The organism is Streptococcus mitis, assembly GCF_003942695.1.
Taxonomy (GTDB): Bacteria; Bacillota; Bacilli; order Lactobacillales; family Streptococcaceae; genus Streptococcus; species Streptococcus mitis_BD.
Genome location: NZ_RJNU01000004.1, coordinates 90,621 through 109,577, shown reverse-complemented (window position 1 = coordinate 109,577; position 18,957 = coordinate 90,621). Strand labels below are relative to the sequence as shown.

General features: G+C 40.4%; 19 protein-coding genes. 1 reads left to right on the top strand and 18 read right to left on the bottom strand.

Annotated features, from left to right (window positions below; genetic code table 11):
• Positions 1–51 precede the first annotated feature (51 nt).
• The 12 genes from D8852_RS04460 to eno form a co-directional block, all read right to left on the bottom strand.
• The gene (locus D8852_RS04460) at positions 52–1,407 is read right to left on the bottom strand and encodes an MATE family efflux transporter (RefSeq protein WP_125426209.1); all 1,356 of its coding nucleotides are present in this window, start codon (positions 1,405–1,407) and stop codon (positions 52–54) included.
• A 41-nt stretch (positions 1,408–1,448) separates the two neighbouring features.
• Complete coding sequence (locus D8852_RS04455) at positions 1,449–2,717, bottom strand: dihydroorotase (protein WP_125426207.1); 1,269 nt, start codon at positions 2,715–2,717, stop codon at positions 1,449–1,451.
• A gap of 12 nt (positions 2,718–2,729) precedes the next feature.
• Positions 2,730–3,194 (bottom strand): NUDIX hydrolase, encoded by a 465-nt coding sequence (locus D8852_RS04450; protein WP_125426204.1) that lies wholly within the window; start codon positions 3,192–3,194, stop codon positions 2,730–2,732.
• 9 nt (positions 3,195–3,203) lie between these two features.
• The gene (locus D8852_RS04445) at positions 3,204–3,857 is read right to left on the bottom strand and encodes a uracil-DNA glycosylase (protein WP_001164857.1); all 654 of its coding nucleotides are present in this window, start codon (positions 3,855–3,857) and stop codon (positions 3,204–3,206) included.
• A 61-nt stretch (positions 3,858–3,918) separates the two neighbouring features.
• A complete protein-coding gene (locus D8852_RS04440) occupies positions 3,919–4,611 on the bottom strand; it encodes a YjjG family noncanonical pyrimidine nucleotidase (RefSeq protein WP_125426201.1) in 693 nt (230 codons plus the stop codon).
• Positions 4,612–4,646: 35 nt separating this feature from the next.
• The gene (locus tag D8852_RS04435; RefSeq protein ID WP_125833827.1) at positions 4,647–5,261 is read right to left on the bottom strand and encodes a hypothetical protein; all 615 of its coding nucleotides are present in this window, start codon (positions 5,259–5,261) and stop codon (positions 4,647–4,649) included.
• 89 nt (positions 5,262–5,350) lie between these two features.
• Positions 5,351–5,854 carry a hypothetical protein gene (locus D8852_RS04430; RefSeq protein ID WP_125425488.1) on the bottom strand — a complete coding sequence of 168 codons (504 nt, stop codon included), beginning with the start codon at positions 5,852–5,854 and terminating at the stop codon, positions 5,351–5,353.
• A 283-nt stretch (positions 5,855–6,137) separates the two neighbouring features.
• Positions 6,138–6,680: a ClbS/DfsB family four-helix bundle protein gene (locus D8852_RS04425; RefSeq protein WP_125425486.1), complete on the bottom strand. Its 543-nt coding sequence runs from the start codon at positions 6,678–6,680 to the stop codon at positions 6,138–6,140.
• Positions 6,681–6,817: 137 nt separating this feature from the next.
• The gene (locus tag D8852_RS04420; RefSeq protein WP_125425484.1) at positions 6,818–7,732 is read right to left on the bottom strand and encodes a peptidase; all 915 of its coding nucleotides are present in this window, start codon (positions 7,730–7,732) and stop codon (positions 6,818–6,820) included.
• Positions 7,733–7,916: 184 nt separating this feature from the next.
• Positions 7,917–8,753 (bottom strand): AraC family transcriptional regulator, encoded by an 837-nt coding sequence (locus tag D8852_RS04415; protein WP_125425482.1) that lies wholly within the window; start codon positions 8,751–8,753, stop codon positions 7,917–7,919.
• A gap of 88 nt (positions 8,754–8,841) precedes the next feature.
• Positions 8,842–9,336 (bottom strand): YkgJ family cysteine cluster protein, encoded by a 495-nt coding sequence (locus tag D8852_RS04410; RefSeq protein ID WP_125425480.1) that lies wholly within the window; start codon positions 9,334–9,336, stop codon positions 8,842–8,844.
• 174 nt (positions 9,337–9,510) lie between these two features.
• Positions 9,511–10,815: a surface-displayed alpha-enolase gene (gene eno, locus D8852_RS04405; RefSeq protein WP_000022824.1), complete on the bottom strand. Its 1,305-nt coding sequence runs from the start codon at positions 10,813–10,815 to the stop codon at positions 9,511–9,513.
• Between the two features lie 162 nt (positions 10,816–10,977).
• On the opposite strand from eno, the gene D8852_RS04400 reads away from it, so the two are divergent.
• Complete coding sequence (locus D8852_RS04400) at positions 10,978–11,424, top strand: DUF1694 domain-containing protein (protein WP_125425478.1); 447 nt, start codon at positions 10,978–10,980, stop codon at positions 11,422–11,424.
• Here D8852_RS04400 and D8852_RS04395 read toward each other — a convergent pair.
• The 6 genes from D8852_RS04395 to glgB all read right to left on the bottom strand — a co-directional run bounded on the left by D8852_RS04395 (position 11,421) and on the right by glgB (position 18,871).
• Complete coding sequence (locus D8852_RS04395) at positions 11,421–12,536, bottom strand: glycerate kinase (RefSeq protein ID WP_125425476.1); 1,116 nt, start codon at positions 12,534–12,536, stop codon at positions 11,421–11,423. The two genes, D8852_RS04400 and D8852_RS04395, sit on opposite strands and share 4 nt — an antisense overlap.
• A 9-nt stretch (positions 12,537–12,545) precedes the next feature.
• Positions 12,546–13,190, bottom strand: coding sequence for a phosphoserine phosphatase SerB (gene serB, locus D8852_RS04390; RefSeq protein WP_125425474.1), 645 nt, complete (start codon positions 13,188–13,190; stop codon positions 12,546–12,548).
• A gap of 61 nt (positions 13,191–13,251) precedes the next feature.
• A complete protein-coding gene (glgA, locus tag D8852_RS04385) occupies positions 13,252–14,685 on the bottom strand; it encodes a glycogen synthase GlgA (RefSeq protein WP_125425472.1) in 1,434 nt (477 codons plus the stop codon).
• Positions 14,682–15,821, bottom strand: a complete 1,140-nt coding sequence (gene glgD, locus D8852_RS04380) for a glucose-1-phosphate adenylyltransferase subunit GlgD (protein ID WP_125425470.1) — start codon at positions 15,819–15,821, stop codon at positions 14,682–14,684. Before glgD ends, glgA begins: the two co-directional genes overlap by 4 nt.
• Positions 15,811–16,953, bottom strand: coding sequence for a glucose-1-phosphate adenylyltransferase (locus D8852_RS04375; protein WP_125425468.1), 1,143 nt, complete (start codon positions 16,951–16,953; stop codon positions 15,811–15,813). The genes glgD and D8852_RS04375 overlap by 11 nt, the downstream gene beginning before the upstream one ends.
• The gene (gene glgB, locus D8852_RS04370; RefSeq protein WP_125425466.1) at positions 16,943–18,871 is read right to left on the bottom strand and encodes a 1,4-alpha-glucan branching protein GlgB; all 1,929 of its coding nucleotides are present in this window, start codon (positions 18,869–18,871) and stop codon (positions 16,943–16,945) included. Before glgB ends, D8852_RS04375 begins: the two co-directional genes overlap by 11 nt.
• Between the last annotated feature and the right edge of the window lie 86 nt (positions 18,872–18,957).

Below are 18,957 nucleotides of genomic sequence, written 5' to 3'. Positions count from 1 at the left end.
ATCCCCGTTTTAACAGGGATTTTCTTTGGTTAGATTATTTTTTCACAAAGTTTATTTGACATTGGAAACTTCAAATCTTTTCATAATTGTTTGCAAACGCCATTGATAGAGGATAGCACTAACGACCAAACTCGCTATTAAACCAATCCAGTAAGAATAGGCTCCCAAAGTTGTCACATGATCTAAGAATAAGCCTAATGGAATGGACACAGCCCAGTAAGCAATTACTCCTAGATAGAAGGGAACAACCGTATCCTTATAGCCTCTCAGTATTCCTTGTAAAGGAGCTGCAACGGTGTCAGCTAACTGGAAAAATAGACTATAAGTTAGGAAGGTAGATGTTAAATCAATGAAATCAGGATTATTTCCATATAAACTGGCTACGACATCTCTCAAAATATAGAGAAAGCTCAATGTAAAGCCTGCAAATATCAGTGCTATCCAACGTCCAAGTTTGATATAGGTCTTAGCATCATCAAAACGCTTAGCCCCCACCTCATAAGAAACAACGATGGCCATGGCAGAAGAAATACTCATGGGAAAAGCATACATGAGCGTCGAGAAGTTCATGGCTGACTGGTGGCTGGCAATAATCATAGACGAAAACTTAGCCATAATCAAACCAACGACTGAAAAAATGATGACTTCAGCAAAAACAGTTCCACCGATTGGTAAGCCCAAGCGAATTCCCTCTATAATTCTCTCTAAATTCAGAGGGGCACCTTGTTCTAAATGAAGTTCTTTTAGGTTTTTCCGCTTGACCAAGATGATGATGGAAATTCCCAGTAGGCACCAATAAGCAAGTGAGGTTCCTAGCCCTGCTCCTGCTCCACCTAACTCTGGAAACCCAAAGGCACCGTAGATCAACAAATAGTTAAACCCACAATTTAAAGGTAGCAATAAGAGCATGAGGTACATAGATAGCTTGGTCAGACCGAGTGAATCAAGTAGCGATCGGATAACACTGAAAAGCAACAAGGGAATAATTCCGATAGACAAATACCAAAGATAACGAACTGAAACTACCGCCACTTGGGCTTCTAGTCCGATATGGTTTAAAACTGGAGGCGCTAGAAAAAGCACCATGCCAAGCAAAACCAAAGACAGCCCAAAAGCCAAATAAATAAATTGGTAAAAGTCAGATGCTACTTCTTCCTTTTTGCCTCTTCCTAGATGATGGCCGATGATGGGAACCATGGCCGAAACAATCCCTGTTAAAAAGGTGAAAAAAGGATTCCATAGACTCGTTGCAGTTGAAACGCCAGCCAAGTCCATGGTATTGTACTGCCCCGTCATGGTTGTATCAACAAAAGAGGCAGAATAATTGGCAAACTGATAAACCAGTATAGGGAAAAATATCTTAAGAAATAAGACAAACTTATCTTTAAATTGATGGGTTGGATACATAAACGCTCTCTATTCTTTCCAATTTCAGAGCAGAGTCCCATCTAGTTTTGGTAGACAATTTGTCCCTTGCAGATGGTATATTTGACCTGCCCTTTTAAGGTTTCACCGATAAATGGTGAATTGGCTGATTTTGAAGCAAAGTCTGGACCAACAGTACGATCAACCTTATCATCAAAGATAGTGATATCAGCTGGACCATTCTCAGCCAAGTAACCTGCTTCAAAGTTATACAATCTAGCAGGATTAACAGTCATTTTTTCTAGCAATTCCATCAAGCTTAGCTCACCAGCTTGGACCAAATAAGTCAAACCGAGAGATAGAGAGGTTTCTAAGCCAGTCATACCAGATGGTGCTTTAGTAATATCCTCTACATTTTTCTCATCTGCATGGTGAGGCGCATGGTCTGTGGCAATCACAGAGATAACACCCGACTTGAGACCTTCGATAACGGCACGACGATCTGATTCCAAACGAAGCGGAGGATTCATTTTAGCATTACTACCTTGCGTCAAGAGGAGAGCTTCAGTCTTAGAGAAATGTTGCGGAGCTACTTCTGCGGTGACATGGGCACCCAAACCTTGAGCGAACTCCACTACTTTGACACTTTCCTCCTTAGACAAATGCTGGATGTGAACATGTGCCTTAGTCGCATAGGCAATCATGACATCACGCGCAATCATGGCGTATTCTGCCACCCCTGTCGCTCCACAGATCTTGAAGTGGTCTTTAGCGATGTTTTCGTTAAAGCCAAGAATGCCGTTCAATCCGGGATCTTCCTCGTGCAAACAAACAAAGGTGCCAAGTTTCTTAGCAGTCTCCAAGGCTTCTTTGAGAACCTTGCTGCTTTCAAGTGGAATACCGTCATCAGAGAAACCAACCGCACCTGCTTCTAAGAGTGCCTTAAAGTCGGTCAAGTCTTGGCCATTAAAGTTCTTGGTAATAGTCGCAACCGTCTTGACATTGATCTTTTCTTTAGCAGCTGACTGGAGAACCTCTTGCAAAGTCTCCACATCCGAAATGGTTGGACTAGTATTAGCCATCATGACAACCGTTGTAAATCCACCTGCAGCGGCTGCTAGGGCACCAGTATGAATGTCTTCTTTATGAGTTTGACCAGGTTCACGGAAATGAACATGAATATCAACTAGTCCAGGCGCAACTACAAGACCAGTAGCATCAATCAGTTCTGCTCCTTCTTTCTTGATTTCGGCAGCAATTTTGACAATTTTCCCATCTTGGACTAAAACATCACACACTTGATCCAAACCAGACTTAGGATCCATTACACGACCATTTTTGATTAGTAGCATCTGCTTTCTCCTTTATTCATAGAAATCAACTTGGGTATCCAACAATTTATCCCCATCATAAACAAACTTGGCTGAGAAGAAGGGTTTGTCCTCTAAGAGCCACTCAACAAAGGTGTGGTCACCTTCCCAAGTCGGCTTGCTCAAGACCTCATCATAGGGAACCCATTCTAATGTTCCCTCGTTGCAGTCAATCAAGTCCCCCTCAAACTCCGTTACCTTAAAAACATAGGTGTACCAGTCTAAATCTGTCGTGAACTCTGGAAAAGTGATAACACCTTTTAGAACTGGCTTGGTTTTGAGCCCGGTTTCTTCGAGCATTTCACGCGCTGCACATTCCTGTGGAGTCTCCCCTCGCTCTAGCTTCCCCCCCACGCCAATCCATTTACCAGCATGGACATCATTGGGTTTCTTATTGCGATGGAGCATAAGCAGTTCTTTTCCGTTATCAATGTAGCAAATCGTCGCTAACTGAGGCATATTTTCTCCTTATCTAAGCCAATCGATTGGCTCTTGTTCGGTCTCTGTTAAGAATGCATTGGCCTTGGAAAAAGGCTTGGAACCCCAAAATCCTCTATAAACCGATAAAGGACTAGGATGGGCTGATTCGATAATCAAGTGATGAGGATTGGTAACCAAGGCCTTCTTCTTGCGTGCATAAGCGCCCCAGAGTACAAAGACTACAGGTCTGTCTAGATTATTGACAACCCGAATCACAGCATCTGTAAAAGGCTCCCATATCTGCCCAGCATGACCATTGGCCTGGCCGGCAGGAACCGTCAAGCAAGCATTGAGAAGTAAGACTCCTTGCTCAGCCCAAGCCGTCAAATCATGGGATTTCTTAACGCCAAGATCATCTGCTAATTCTTTCAGAATATTTTGCAAGGATGGCGGAGCTGGAATGGTATCCGGTACAGAAAAACTCAAGCCCTGCGCCTGACCTGGCCCATGATAGGGATCCTGCCCTAGAATCACCACCTTAACCTCTTCAAGCGGTGTAGTCAAGAGAGCCTGAAAAACCTTTTCCTTGGGTGGATAAACAGTTCCCTGTGCATATGCCTGCTCTATAAATTGATTGATTTTCCTGAAATAACCCTCAGGTAATTGCTCCTTAATCAAAGCATGCCAAGATGAGTGTTGCATAGCCAACTCCTTCGTTTTTCCTGCCTCTATTATAGCAAAAAGTGGCTTTCTAAACCACTTTTTACAGTTTATCTAAACAATCCAGCAAGTTTTGGTAAGAATGGACTTCATAGGTCGGCTGGGCTTGTGTCTTGTTTTCCAGATAATGAGGGTTGTACCAGATAGTATCAATCTCAGCATTATTGCCACCTTGAATATCAGCTGTTAGGGAATCTCCAATCATCAGGGTCTTTTCTTTATCAAATCCAGCAATCTGTTGACCGATTTTTTCATAAAAGAGAGCATCAGGCTTTTGTGTTTGCAACTGTTCAGAGATAAATACTTGATTGAAATAAGGTGCTAGACCAGATTGAGCCAAACGCCCTGTCTGAATGGCAGTAATGCCATTTGTCGCAGCATACAAATCATAATCACGCTCGATAAGGCTGTCCAAGAGTTCATGAGCACCTGAAAAAGTTTGTCCCTGTTGGGCTAAGTAAAATTGGTAACGCTGGGCAAGTAACATGCCGTCTTTTTCCTGTCCGAAATAGGCAAATAAACGAAAAAAGCGCGTGTTAACCAGTTCTTGCTTACTGATTTTCTTTTGTTCCAAGTCCTTCCAGAGAGCCTTGTTCATGGGAACGTAATAGTCTTTGTAGGCTTGAATATCCGCAACACTTTCTTCTTTTAGAAGTTGTGTCAGAGCCACATCCTCAGCAGTATCAAAATCAAGCAAGGTATGGTCAAGGTCGAAGAGTAAAAATTTGTAGGGCAATTTAATGGTTTTCCTTTCTGAGTGAGAAAAAGTCGCTAATATTTATTTGGGAAATATTCTTTTCCCAACTGCCATAAATACTGATCAATCTCTTTAAGATTAAATTCGTCTAATCCGTAGTATTCTCTAAAAGCAATAATTATATTTTTAAATTTTTGATAATCTTTTAGATCTGCATTCTTAAAGTTGGAAAATTTATCTGTTTTTCTAAAATATTTCAATACTTTTTCTACATAGCTATCATAAATAGGGTATTCTTTAGGATTATGATGGGAACAGTATTTGGTAGAAAAAGAATAAAACTTTCTAGTGACTCCATTAATAGTAACATTTTGAATTTCATTGACTAAAGTTACATCACCTTGTCTCAACCTCTCATCAATTTTAAGACTCAGTATATGCTCTGCAACTGGATAAACTGAAAAAATATTTGTGCTATAAAAATCATTTAATGTAGCAACCTTTAATAAAATATCAGAAATTTCTTCGTTACTTGGTAATAGCTCAAAAAATAATTTATCTAAAGCATCTTCTTGCAACTTATAATTTTTAAGATTTTTCCACGATTTTAAGTATTTTTCAACTTCAATGGCTGAAGGTTTTGAAATAACAATATCTGATTTCTGTTTTCTATTGTAGTTTATTTGCATATCTATCTCACTTCAAGTAGTTATTCAAAAAATTTGATAGATTAATTATAGCATATTACAAGACGAATGGGTAACCTCTTTATTCTCCCCTACCCCAACTCCTTGGCTATTCTGCTTTTTTCAAGTTTTCCCTTAGTAATTCGTTTCCATAAAACAAGAGGGTTCAAACTATAAGATAGGCGTACGAGGAAATAATTAACCCATTCGATAAGGGCAAAAAGCTGTATCAGTGTGGCTAAGATAACCACTTGGACACTCTGTGTGTTCCAGACTATAAAAGGAAAGCCTGAAATAAGTAAAATAAGATCTAGTATTCTGAAACCACCATATAGTTTGGGGACACTACCGCTTCCGAACTGAGGATTTGACAGTCTTCTAATCAAAATTGCCCAATAGAGTGAACCTTGAAGCAATATAAATGTCAGTAAAGACAAAGGATAGAGAATAGTTACTAGACTCTTCCAATCACCAAGTCGATTTTTCAAAAGGAAAAAACAAAACCAAAAGGATAGGACGGCTGCAAGTTCTCCCAAACAGAGGGACACCAACTCTTTTCTAACTTTCTCTTTTTGTATGTTCATCATCTCCCCCATCTATCTATCATCCTAAATCAGAAAAAAGCATTCAAAGCATTTTATAGTCAACATTTCACAGAATAAAGGCATTCTAAGAATCAAACAACCCAATCCCTTTAATATCATTGCAATCCTAAACTTAGAATTGCATTAAAATAAATGTTTTAGGGCTATTATAAGTCTATGACGGCCTTAAATTTTAATTTTTGAAGGATTCTAAAGCTAGAATTGTTCAAAAATCACGAGAATGAAGCTATTCGAAGCTTAGAAGAACCTTTTCTAAATTTCATTAGCACTTCAACTAGCTATTCTTGCAATTTTTCTGATGAGCTTTGAGTTTTTTCAGAGCCCAATCATAATGACTGGATGTGCTACTGACAAAGTAGGAGCCTAGACTTGTTCCTCCCGTCCACTTATAGACACCTTTTGTGAACAATTCATCATTGCTGAAGCCTTCCATCAACTCTAAAACTTCTCTATGTGTTTGATTTAAGAGTCTAGTCGCTTCTTCTAAAGACGTTTTCTGGTGCTTCTTCCAAAAAGCGACATTCATTTCCCCATAAGTTTTCCAATTATAAGGTTCAGGGAGAAAAGGTCTTTCATGACCCTTTTGATTGGAATGTACCCAGGTCAAAAGTAACTGATGCCATTCATAGAGATGGATCAGAACATCTCTTAGATTTTTATCTCTTTTCCAGTGAGCTTCTTTTTTCTTTTGGTCTTTTGAAAAATCAAAAGGAGTCTGTAGTTCCTCTTCACTTAATTTAGATATAAAGTGATTGAGCTTTTCATAGTTTTCCTTAGAGGCTAGCACTAATTCCTCTTTCGTTCTTGGTCTAGGCATAGGGGTTCTCCCTTCATTTTTAAGTTGGATATTCTATTTCCTCACTTCATTATACCATAATCAAAAAGCAGTCCTTCATTTTACGAAAAACTGCTTTTACTACCTATTTTTAATGCTTGGAGTCATCTCTAGGCCTGTTACTTTACATATAAACCTCTAAAGCGACCATCCACTTCTGCTATCTGATAGAGCAAGTGGGCTAGTTCTTGGTAATCTTCTTGTAAACACGAAAGATGGGCTTGACCAAATAAAGAAGCCAATTCCTTTTTTAATCTTGCCCCTTCGGGATCATGGTCTTTTAAAAATCGACTGAGATAGAGATTTCGAACAGCAGCAAGTTTAAAACTGAAATACTGATGCAATTGCTTTTGCTCCGTATTTAAGCCGTTTTCAGCAATTGCTTTTGCATAACATTCCAAGACATTACTTTGTCCATCCAGATATCTGGTCCTCATAATCCTCGCCGTTTCTTGATAGATTTGAGTTTGACTAGGACTCTTGACCTTCCTAAAATTTCCCCACATGGAGTATGCTCCACGCTTATAGTCAATAGCTTCCGCCTTCCAAGCTTCTAAAATGTCATTAAAAGCAACCTTCATACAGGCAAAACCAGCTGGATCATGCAAATAGAGATACTGACCATCAACAGCATACACTGTTACAAAGTGATCTACACCATAAAGCATTGTGTGATTTGGATTGTAAGTCAAGTGGCCCATATCAAGAGGGCCCAGTACGACTGGTCCATTGGACAGAAACGTTTCCAACTTTCCTTTAATCTCTTCCAAATCTGCTTCCGTTCCATCTTTTAGATAGAAATCCTCATAGTCAAGACCTAGTATTTTTAAGGAATGGGAGATGGAAAGGTCTGGCATTCCATTATCAAAGAATATTAAAGGGTGCTGCTCATCTTCCTTTGCGATACTAGCGCCATTTCCCATCACCATAATTGCCTCTAAAAACTCTGCTTTAAAGTCATAACCATAGGCGTCGAGTGCCATAGCCAATGAATAGCTATAGCAAAGTGATACATCTCCAAAATACATCTGCATATTCCTGCCTCCTTATCTTCTATGGGACTATTATACCGAGATAACTTTACTCATACCCCATAAATTCCAAACAAAAATTATGGTATGTTTGATTTATAGACATGAATTTCCACAATAAAAAAACTCTGTAGAGGTTCTTTCTACAGAGTCGGATTTGCATCTTTAAAAAAAATCAGAAAATGATCTAGTCCTTGAACACTGGTATCCAGAGTTTCATTTGATAGTCTGGGGAGGACATGTCACCCTCGGTGTAAACTTCAAAATCTGGTGCTCCTGAGTGGCGATAGCCAGTTTCTGGGAAAAAGACTTCCAAGACATATTTCCAAGCATGGTGGATACTGGCTGGTATGGCCCCCTTGACTGGTACGATGGCATATTCAGCTTCTGCGATTTCCTTGATTGACAGACCTAGTTCTTCTGCTTTAGCTTTGTCCGTCACATCATAGCCAGCCATATAGTTGAGTATTTCGCCTTCTTTAACATCCGAGCAGACGCCAAAGGATTGACCACTGCCCAGACTTTCTAGGTCTTCAAAGCTGTGATTGGCATAGAGTTGCTCCCATGCAGACTTGCACTGGCTATTGTCAATAGCTTCCAAAAGGACGCCTGCTACGGTAAAAGCAGGTTTCTTTTGAATCTTGATATCCATGTTCTTTCCTCCTGTAATCTTTAAGGATAATTGAAGCCTAGGAAAGACCCGATAAGGTTTTCCATTTCGAACTTCTGAGGGAGTTGCACCATGGAATTTCTTGAAGGCAGCGCTGAAGGCATCCGCAGATTCATAGCCGTATTTTAGCGCTATGTCAATGACCTTCTCAGTGCTTTCCCGCAAGTCTGTCACTGCTTCTGACAGCCTGCGATTGCGCAAATATTCTGCTAAGGTCATATCAGCAAGGATAGAAAAGAGTCTGCTAAAGAGAGCATAAGAATAGCCTGACAGCTGCTGAAATTTCTGCAAATCCACTTCTGAGTCCAACTTACTTTCCAGATATTCCATGGTTTGATTGAATTGATGCATCATATTCTTTTCTGCTTACCTCCTAACTATAGTCTAGCAGATATAAGAAACTTCTGCCCTAGAATTTTTGTACAAGATTTAGAGGGAGATTCTACAACCTATCCCGCAACTTCTCCACAAAGAGATAAGCCGCTGGGCAGGTCAAAGTATTCTTGATCGTCAAATGGTTGATTTGATGGATCTTCTTACGATCTGTGTGAGGAAATTCTCGGCAGGCCTTTGGACGAACATCATAGATAGAACAGAGATTGTCTCCTCCTAGAAAGGGGCAAGGCATAGATTTAAAAACCTTATCCCCATCTTCATCTACCTGCAGAAACTCTGCTTCAAAGGCTGGTAATTTCATCTTGAAATACTTAGCAATACGAGTAATATCTGCTTCTTTGAAGTCGGGTCCTAATGTCTTGCAACAGTTCGCACAGGCAGTACAATCAATCTCCGCAAAAACTTCTTCGTGAATCTGTTGGGCTATCTTATCCAAATTTTTAGGAGGTTTTTTCTTGAGATTAGCTAAGACTTTTCGGTGCTCCTTTTGCTTTTGCAAGGCTAACTGGTGGTAATACTCGATATCAATTTCTTTAGACATAGTTTCTTTCTAATATATGTGTTTTTGTCTATTATACCATAAGTTATTTTTCATTTTTGAGTATTGCACATAAAAAGCCCTTCGGAGAAAATCCGAGGGGCTTCAAACGTTGTTAAATCAATGGCCGAACTTTTAAATTTCAAGGTTCGGGATAAAATAGTTCACTAAACTATTTTATTTTTTAAGGTTGTAGAATGATTTCAATCCACGGTATTCAGCTACTTCACCAAGTTGGTCTTCGATACGAAGCAATTGGTTGTATTTAGCGATACGGTCTGTACGTGAAAGTGAACCAGTCTTGATTTGTCCTGCGTTAGTTGCAACTGCGATGTCAGCGATTGTTGAATCTTCAGTTTCACCTGAACGGTGTGATACAACGGCAGTGTAACCAGCTTCTTTCGCCATTTCAATAGCGTCGAATGTTTCAGTAAGAGTACCGATTTGGTTAACTTTGATAAGGATTGAGTTAGCAGCACCTTCAGCAATACCTTTTTCAAGGTAAGAAGTGTTTGTTACGAAGAAGTCGTCACCAACCAATTGAACTTTGCCGCCAAGACGTTCAGTAAGAGCTTTCCAACCGTCCCAGTCATTTTCATCCATACCATCTTCGATAGTGATGATTGGGTATTTGTTTACCAATTCTTCAAGGTAGTCGATTTGTTCTGCAGCAGTACGTACAGCAGCGCCTTCACCTTCGAATTTAGTGTAGTCGTATACTTTACGTTCTTTATCGTAGAATTCTGATGATGCACAGTCAAATCCGATAAATACGTCTTTACCTGGAACGTAACCAGCAGCTTCAATGGCAGCAAGGATAGTTTCTACACCATCCTCAGTTCCTTCGAAACGAGGAGCGAATCCACCTTCGTCACCTACAGCTGTTTCAAGGCCACGTGATTTAAGGATTTTCTTAAGGGCGTGGAAGATTTCAGCACCCCAACGAAGAGCTTCTTTGAATGTTGGTGCACCAGCAGGTACGATCATGAATTCTTGGAAAGCGATTGGAGCGTCAGAGTGTGAACCACCGTTGATGATGTTCATCATTGGAGTTGGAAGAACTTTAGTGTTGAATCCACCAAGGTAGCTGTAAAGTGGGATTTCAAGGTAGTCAGCAGCAGCGCGAGCTACAGCGATTGACACACCAAGGATTGCGTTCGCACCCAATTTACCTTTGTTAGGAGTACCGTCAAGAGCGATCATAGCACGGTCGATAGCTTGTTGATCACGTACATCGTAGCCGATAATTGCTTCAGCAATGATGTTGTTTACGTTGTCAACAGCTTTTTGTGTACCAAGACCACCGTAACGAGATTTGTCACCGTCGCGAAGTTCAACTGCTTCGTGTTCACCAGTAGAAGCTCCTGATGGAACCATACCACGTCCGAAAGCACCTGATTCAGTATAAACTTCTACTTCAAGTGTTGGGTTACCGCGTGAGTCTAGGACTTCGCGAGCGTAAACATCAGTAATAATTGACATTTTTTACTCTCCTTTGAGTTAAATTTTTTACACCTCTATGATACCTTAAAAATAAGCGTTTTTCAAGAAAAAACGTTATCTTTGTGCAAATTTTCCTTAACTTTATAAAGTAATCGCTTTCTTTTGTCTGTTTTCTTGCGATTTTTGTGATATACTGTTTTTATGACAGATTTATCAAAACAACTACTAGAAAAAGCTCATGGTGGGCCAAAATTAAACCCGGATGAACAACGTTGTTTTCTCGGCACTTTCGAGGAAAGAGTTCTAGGCTATGCGGATGTTGAGACAGCCAATAGCCTTCAGTTACAAAAGGGATTTTTAACGATTTTGGAACATTTTCAAGAAAAGACAGAGACTCTTTTTGTGAAGATTTCGCCAAATATCGAGTTTGACAAACAAGTATTCTACTTAAAAGAAGCTAAGAAAACCAATAGTCAAGCAACAATTGTATCAGAAGATCACGCTTCTTCTCCTTTAGGCCTAGTTATCCATTCGAACGAACCTGTTCAAGTAGATGAAAAGGATCTTCGTCTGGCTTTTCCAAGCCTCTGGAAGGTTAAACAGGATGAACCAGTAAAAAAATCCATCTGGAAAAAATGGTTCGGCTAATCCTTCCTCAGCTTTAATAAATGACCAATATTAGCTGCTGTGTGCTCCAAATAGAGGCTTGCTTTTTTCAGACTGTCTTCTAAAGGCTCACTTTTCTCTAGGATAGAGAATGCTGCTTGTATATTTTCAAAGGGAAGGGGAGGCAAATCCTCTGCAAGACTTCCGCAAATAGCGATAACAGGAACTCCGTTAGGAGTTCTTTTTGCTACACCGATAGGAGCTTTCCCAGCAAAGCTTTGACTGTCTAGCCTACCTTCTCCAACAATAACCAAATCAGCATCTGCAACTTTCTTGTCAAAGTCAATCAAGTCCAAACAAGTGTCAATCCCAGGTACGATACTAGCCTCAGCAAAGGCACAAAGTCCAGCTGCAATGCCACCTCCAGCTCCTGCTCCCTTAAGAGATAGGGTTGAAGGTGAGAATTTTTCATAGAATCGATGCATAGCATGATCTACTGTTTCAAACAAAGCAGGGGCTAAGCCCTTTTGTTTACCAAATGTGTAGGTCGCGCCTTGGTGCCCACATAAAGGGCTCTCAACATCTGCTAAAATACGAATTTGCACATCTTCAGGAATCCCATATAGGTCATCTTTGGAAACTGACTCAAACTCAAGCAAGGTCTGACCGCAAGCAGGTAGTTCGTATCTCTTCTTATCATAAAAACGATAACCCAGACCAGCAGCAATGCCGATTCCGCCATCATTACTTGCCGTACCGCCAACGCCAATATAGATTTCTTTCATTCCTTGATTGACGAGGTGACAAATCAACTCTCCGATACCTCGAGTTTGGATGTGGAGAGGATCTCGTTTTTCTTGCGGAATCTTTCCTAACCCAACCAAGTCGGCCACTTCAAAGAATGCCCTTTTGTCTTTCTGAAAGTATCGCATTTCTTCTTTAAGACCAAAAGGTCCCGTCACTTCTTGCCATTGTTCTTCGAGGTCAAGAGAATGTCGAATCGCATCTACAGTTCCTTCGCCTCCATCCCCAACTGGGCATAGAGAACAAACTACACTAGGAATTGCTTTCTCGAAACCTCTTTTTATAGCTTTGGCGACCTGTTCTGCAGCCAAACTTTCTTTAAAAGAATCAGGTGCAATTACAATTTTCATAGTTTCCTCTCATTCTAAGAAATCGATCAAAGGGAGAACTTCTAAAAGATCCCTCGTATCTACATGACAAGCTATCTCGGCCTTTACGACCTCTTTGGCACAAAAGGCTATACCATGAGCCGCTGTCTTTAACATCAAGAGGTCATTAGCCCCATCACCGATGGCAATCGTTCTTTCTTGGGGAATTTCTAATTCCATTCTCCATTTCTCAAGAGTAGCTTTTTTCACTTGACCTGTTACAATTCCACCAACTAGTTGCCCTGTTAAAAAGCCGTCTTTGACTTCTAACTGGTTTGCGGAGAAATAGGAGATACCAAGGGATTCTGCTAATCTCTCAACTATTGGTGTAAATCCACCTGAAACGAGACCAACTAGGATGCCATTCTTTTGGAGAATAGAGATAAATTCCTGAACATTTCGGGAAAGATGAATAGATTTGAAAACTGTATCCAAAACTGAAATGGGTAGACCTTTTAACAAAGCCACTCTCTCTCGCAAACTCCTTTCAAAGTCTAGATCTCCTCGCATTGCTTGATTGGTAATCTCTGAAATTTCTGCTTCGCAACCTGCTTCTCTTCCTAAAAGCTCAATCACTTCTTCTGCTATTAAGGTTCCATCAACATCCATGACACACAGGCCCTTTACTTGGGTCATTACTTCTCCTCTTCTCTAAATAGCCCAAAAATCGTATGAAAGAATCATACGATTTTATCTATTAGTTTACTAGACTATGATACAAGTCAAGATAAGACTTGCAAGCTGTATCCCATGAGAAATCACATTCCATAGCTTGTTTTTGTAGATTTCTCCAAACGTCTGGCTGGTACTTATAAACATCCAAGGCTGTTTGGAAACTCCAGTTAAGCCAGTATGGTGTTAAGTTGTCGAAGCTAAATCCAGTACCAGTTCCTTCAACTGGATTGAAGGATTGAACTGTATCTCTTAGTCCGCCAACCTCATGAACCAATGGTAGAGTTCCGTAGCGCATAGCCATCATTTGAGACAAGCCACATGGTTCAAAACGACTCGGCATGAGGAAGAGGTCACAGGCTGCGTAGATCTCTTGAGCAAGTTTGACGTCAAAAGTGATATTTGCTGATAGCTTGTCAGGATAGACTTGAGCAAACCATGAGAAGGAATGTTCAAAAGCAGGATCACCTGTCCCTAAAAGAACAATTTGAACGTCCTCTTGCAAGAAACGGTGCAAACTTTCTACGACGACATCAAAGCCTTTTTGGCGGGTCAATCGCGAGACAATTCCAACTAGCGGAACATCTGCTCGTACTGGTAGACCGACTCTCTCCTGCAATTTTGCCTTATTTTGCGCCTTTCCAGACAAATCATCCTTATCAAAATGATAATCTAAAAGTGGGTCTGTCTCAGGATTATAAAGATCTGCATCAATACCATTGACAATACCTGAAACCTTACCTGACTCCATGCGAAGAATCTGGTCCAAACCACAACCGAACTGACTGGTCATAATCTCATGCGCATAGCTAGGTGATACAGTCGATACACGATCCGCGTAGAGAATACCTGCTTTCATCCAGTTGAGACAATCATTCCAGCGAAGAGTACCATCAGCGTAACGTTCAAAACCGACTCCAAACAAATCCCACAACATTCCTTCAGAAAACTGACCTTGGAATTCCAAATTATGAATAGTTAAAACGGTTCTGATTCCTTGATAGGCCTGAATCCAATGGTACTTTTCTTTTAACAAAAATGGAATCATGGCTGTATGGTAGTCATGGACATGGAGAAGGTCAGGGATAAAGTTAATGCGTTCCATTGCTTCTAGAGCAGCCAGTTGGAAGAAGGCAAAGCGTTCACCATCATCAAAATCTCCGTATACATGACCACGGAAGAAATAATACTGATTGTCAATGAAGTAGAAGGTAACACCATTTAAGACTGTTTTCTTAATACCACAGTACTGTCTGCGCCATCCCACACTAACTTCAAAGTGGAGAACATCCTCTATCTGGTCACCAAACTTAGCCTCTACCATATCATAATAAGGTAGGAAAACAGCAACTTCATGCCCTGCCTTTACCAGTGATTTAGGAAGAGCGCCAATAACGTCTCCTAAACCACCTGTTTTTGAAAAGGGTGCACCCTCTGCTGCTACAAATAAAATTTTCATGAATGAATATCCTCTGTTACTTTTTCGCCTTTTTTGACTACGACTGGGTGTTCAGCAGTTCCTCGAATCACAACACCGTCAGCAACTTCAACTCCTTTGTCCAAGATGGCATATTCTACCTGGGCTCCTTGACCAATCACAACTCGAGGAAATAGAATGCTGTCCTTCACCACACTATCTTTGTGAACATAAATGTTACGAGATAGAACTGACTGAACTACTTCACCCTCAATGATACTACCAGAAGCAAACTGGGAAGTACTTACTTTTGAAGTATTCGCATAGTAGGTTGGTTCTTCATTTTTAACTTTTGTATAAATCTTTTGATTTGGTGAGAAGAGTGAGTAGAATTTTTTAGATTCAAGCATATCAATATTTGCTTGATAATAGGACTGAACAGAGTGAATATTAGCTAAGTAGCCTGTGTATTCGTAAGCAAAAGCTCCTTCTTTTACAGCCAAATCACGTAGAACATAGCGCAATTTTTCTGGATGTTCTTTCTGAGACTCTTCTTCAAGTCGTTCAATCAACCAAGGAGTATCCACAACAAAGATATCTGTAGACATATTGAAGAGTTCACCCGTTGACTTGCTATCAAAAAGCTTGTTGGAGAGGACATGGTCAGTTTCATCAATGTCTAAGATAGCATTAACATCTGAAATATCTTTCTTAGGCAATTTTTTATAGACAACAGTGATAGGACCCTTAGTGGTACTGTGCAGATGGAAAACTTGATTCAAATCAATGTTAATCAAGACATCGCAGTTAAGGGAAACAGTTTGGTTTGATCCAGAACGTTTCAAGTATGTAAGGAGCTGTTGATAATACTCTTTTCCAACGGTACTGCTTTCTACTCGAGTATTGTAAATTCCTAGATAGTAGTGACTTAGGAGAGTTGACAAGCCCCATTCACGACCTGAACGGATATGGTCGAAAACTGAGCTGATATTATCTTGTTGGAAAATACCAAAGATACTGCGAACACCAGCATTAGCAAGACTAGAAAGTGGAAAGTCGATCAGACGGTATTTCCCACCAAAAGGCAGACTAGCTACTGGACGATTTTCTGTCAATGTTGACATATCGTGAAAACCAACTGTATTTCCTAGAATGGCTGAATATTTATCAATCTTCATCTGTTGCTACCCCCACTACTTCATTGTATCCTACTACTTGCACTTCGTCAGTTCCGTCAATCACAACACCATCAGAAACAATCGCACCTTCACCAATAATGGCACGTGTAATTTTTGCACCGTGACCAATAACAGCACCGCTCATAATGACAGAATCAAGGACTTCTGCTCCTTCACGAACCTGTGCTTCTGTTGACAGAATCGAGCGCTTGACAGTTCCATCTACAAAACAGCCATCCACAACCAATGAATCTTCTACATGTGCGTGCTCTCCAAAGTAGTTTGGCGGTGAAATCAAGTTGCGTGAGTAAATCTTCCACTGGCGATTGCGGCTATCCAAGGCATTTTCTGGTGAAATGTACTCCATATTCGCTTCCCAGAGTGATTCGATGGTACCAACGTCTTTCCAGTAACCACTAAATTCATAGGCATAGACACTCTCACCAGACTCAAGGTAGTTAGGAATAACATTCTTACCGAAGTCTGACATATCGACGTTGCTCTTTTCAGCAGCAACAAGCATATTGCGGAGACGTTTCCAGTCAAAGATATAAATCCCCATCGAAGCCTTGGTAGACTTAGGATGTTCTGGTTTTTCTTCAAATTCAACGATACGGTTATTGGCATCTGTATTCATAATACCAAAACGGCTAGCTTCCTTGAGAGGTACATCTAGAACAGCTACAGTCAGACTGGCATTGTTATCCTTATGAGATTGGAGCATATCATCGTAGTCCATCTTGTAGATATGATCACCTGAAAGGATCAAAACATACTCAGGATTAACACTATCAATGTAGTCGATATTTTGGTAGATAGCGTGACTAGTCCCTTCAAACCAACGGTTTCCTTCACTAGCGGAATAAGGTTGCAGGATTGAGACCCCTGAACTAATCCCATCCAGACCCCAGCTAGAACCATTTCCAATATGGTTGTTCAAGGCAAGAGGTTGATACTGCGTAATCACACCGACGTTGTGAATCCCAGAGTTAGCACAGTTTGAAAGCGCAAAGTCAATGATGCGGTAGCGCCCACCGAATTGCACTGCTGGTTTAGCGATGCTTTGAGTGAGTTTTCCGAGACGTGTTCCTTGCCCACCAGCAAGAATCAAAGCTAGCATTTCATTCTTCATTTTCTACTCCTTTTTGGCTTTTATTTGTGACAGTTTTAGTTGGTTTCAAGCGACGTTTAATCTTCCAGATACTTGCTCCCATAGCTGGCAGAGTAAAGGTCAAGGTTTGCTTATAATCCTTCCATAATCCTTCTTGAGTTTGAACTGTTTGATTGTGTTCTTTCCACACTCCTCCCCATTCTTCTAATTCTGTATTCCAAACTTCTTCATAGACACCTGCGACAGGAAGTCCGATTGTAAAGTCTTTACGTTCAACTGGTGCCATATTAAAGACGCAGACTAACATCTCATCTTTTTTACTCTTGCGAATAAATGAAAGGACACTTTGGTCTCTATTATCTGCATCGATGATTTCGATACCGTCATAGCTAGTATCAATCTCCCAAAGACAACGATGGTCTTTGTAAAATTGATTAAGCTGTGAAGTAAAGTGTTTCATCTTAGAGTTCATGTAATCTTCTAAGTTTGACCATTCTAATTGCTCTTCAGATTTCCATTCTAAGAATTGTCCGTATTCACTGCCCATAAAGAGCAATTTCTTACCAGGGTGACAAATTTGATAGGTGTAAAGATTGCGCAAGCCGGCAAATTGGTTGTAGCGATCTCCCCACATCTTGTGCATCATACTCTTCTTGCCATGAACAACTTCATCGTGTGAAAATGGTAAGAGGTAGTTTTCTTTGAAAACATACATAAAACTGAAGGTCACTAGATTAAAATCATACTTACGATAAATAGGATCTTCCTCATAGAAACGAAGAATATCATTCATCCAGCCCATGTTCCACTTATAGTCAAAGCCAAGTCCACCAGCCTCTCTCGAACCAGTAATCTGGGTAGCTGACGAGCTTTCTTCTGCTATCATCATCACATCTGGATGTTCTAACTTAATCACATCATTCAATCGTCGAAGGAAATAGTAACCTTCGTAGTTGAGGTTACCACCGTCTTTGTTTGGAGTCCATGGAGCATTATCATAGTCTAGGTAGAGCATATTGCTTACTGCATCGACACGAATACCGTCTAAATGATAAAACTCAATCCAATGTTTGATACTAGAAATCAAGAAAGACTGAACTTCATTCTTCCCAAGGTCAAAGTTAAGAGCTCCCCAACCGTAGTTATGGGCCTTGTTGTGGTCTTGGTATTCAAAGGTCGGAGTTCCATCATAATAAGCAAGGGCGTCATCGTTGATAGTAAAATGGCCTGGAACCCAGTCCACAATTACACCGATGTTATTTAAATGGCATTCCTCAACAAAATCCTGAAATTCTTCTGGACGTCCGTAAGAATGCTCCATTGCAAAATATCCCATGAGCTGATAGCCCCAACTCAAACCTAGCGGGTGCGCCATTAGAGGCATGAACTCAATGTGAGTATAGTTCATTTCAACCAAATAAGGAATCAACTCTTCCTTCAGCTGCGCAAAGCTATAGGGACTACCATCTGGATTTCTCTTCCAAGAGCCAGCGTGCGCTTCATAGATATTGACTGGACGTTCCGCAAAACCTAGCCGTTTTCTACGTGCTAACCAAAGACCATCCTTCCATTTCTTGTCAGGAATATTTGTTAGAACAGCTCCTGTACCTGGGCGAGCTTCAAAACGGAGAGCCAAAGGATCAACCTTCATAATTTGATGACCATTTGCACGAGTGATATGGTATTTATAGATTTGCCCTTCATGAGCTAGGCTAGTAAAAACTTCCCAAACCCCAAATTCATTTCGAACCATAGGAATTTGGTGCTCTATCCAGTTAGTGAAATCACCAACTAAGTGCACAGCCTGAGCGTTAGGTGCCCAAACACGGAAAGTAAAACCAATTTCTCCGTCTTTTTCCTCTTTATGTGCTCCTAGATAGTGCTGAAGATAAAAATTTTCTCCAGTAGTAAAGGTTCTAAGTGCTTCTTGATTATTCATCCAATCCCCTTTCTTAATGTAAGCGTTTTCTATGTTTCTATTATACTATCTTTTGAGTGAACTTTCAAGAGATTACCGTAATTAAT

What these genes read in the sequence shown, in the direction of transcription:
- D8852_RS04460 (WP_125426209.1), bottom strand. Translation starts at nt 1,407, where the DNA reads ATGTATCCAACCCATCAATTTAAAGATAAGTTTGTCTTATTTCTTAAG.
- D8852_RS04455 (WP_125426207.1), bottom strand. Translation starts at nt 2,717, where the DNA reads ATGCTACTAATCAAAAATGGTCGTGTAATGGATCCTAAGTCTGGTTTG.
- D8852_RS04450 (WP_125426204.1), bottom strand. Translation starts at nt 3,194, where the DNA reads ATGCCTCAGTTAGCGACGATTTGCTACATTGATAACGGAAAAGAACTG.
- D8852_RS04445 (WP_001164857.1), bottom strand. Translation starts at nt 3,857, where the DNA reads ATGCAACACTCATCTTGGCATGCTTTGATTAAGGAGCAATTACCTGAG.
- D8852_RS04435 (WP_125833827.1), bottom strand. Translation starts at nt 5,261, where the DNA reads ATGCAAATAAACTACAATAGAAAACAGAAATCAGATATTGTTATTTCA.
- D8852_RS04430 (WP_125425488.1), bottom strand. Translation starts at nt 5,854, where the DNA reads ATGGGGGAGATGATGAACATACAAAAAGAGAAAGTTAGAAAAGAGTTG.
- D8852_RS04425 (WP_125425486.1), bottom strand. Translation starts at nt 6,680, where the DNA reads ATGCCTAGACCAAGAACGAAAGAGGAATTAGTGCTAGCCTCTAAGGAA.
- D8852_RS04420 (WP_125425484.1), bottom strand. Translation starts at nt 7,732, where the DNA reads ATGCAGATGTATTTTGGAGATGTATCACTTTGCTATAGCTATTCATTG.
- D8852_RS04415 (WP_125425482.1), bottom strand. Translation starts at nt 8,753, where the DNA reads ATGATGCATCAATTCAATCAAACCATGGAATATCTGGAAAGTAAGTTG.
- D8852_RS04410 (WP_125425480.1), bottom strand. Translation starts at nt 9,336, where the DNA reads ATGTCTAAAGAAATTGATATCGAGTATTACCACCAGTTAGCCTTGCAA.
- eno (WP_000022824.1), bottom strand. Translation starts at nt 10,815, where the DNA reads ATGTCAATTATTACTGATGTTTACGCTCGCGAAGTCCTAGACTCACGC.
- D8852_RS04400 (WP_125425478.1), top strand. Translation starts at nt 10,978, where the DNA reads ATGACAGATTTATCAAAACAACTACTAGAAAAAGCTCATGGTGGGCCA.
- D8852_RS04395 (WP_125425476.1), bottom strand. Translation starts at nt 12,536, where the DNA reads ATGAAAATTGTAATTGCACCTGATTCTTTTAAAGAAAGTTTGGCTGCA.
- serB (WP_125425474.1), bottom strand. Translation starts at nt 13,190, where the DNA reads ATGACCCAAGTAAAGGGCCTGTGTGTCATGGATGTTGATGGAACCTTA.
- glgA (WP_125425472.1), bottom strand. Translation starts at nt 14,685, where the DNA reads ATGAAAATTTTATTTGTAGCAGCAGAGGGTGCACCCTTTTCAAAAACA.
- glgD (WP_125425470.1), bottom strand. Translation starts at nt 15,821, where the DNA reads ATGAAGATTGATAAATATTCAGCCATTCTAGGAAATACAGTTGGTTTT.
- D8852_RS04375 (WP_125425468.1), bottom strand. Translation starts at nt 16,953, where the DNA reads ATGAAGAATGAAATGCTAGCTTTGATTCTTGCTGGTGGGCAAGGAACA.
- glgB (WP_125425466.1), bottom strand. Translation starts at nt 18,871, where the DNA reads ATGAATAATCAAGAAGCACTTAGAACCTTTACTACTGGAGAAAATTTT.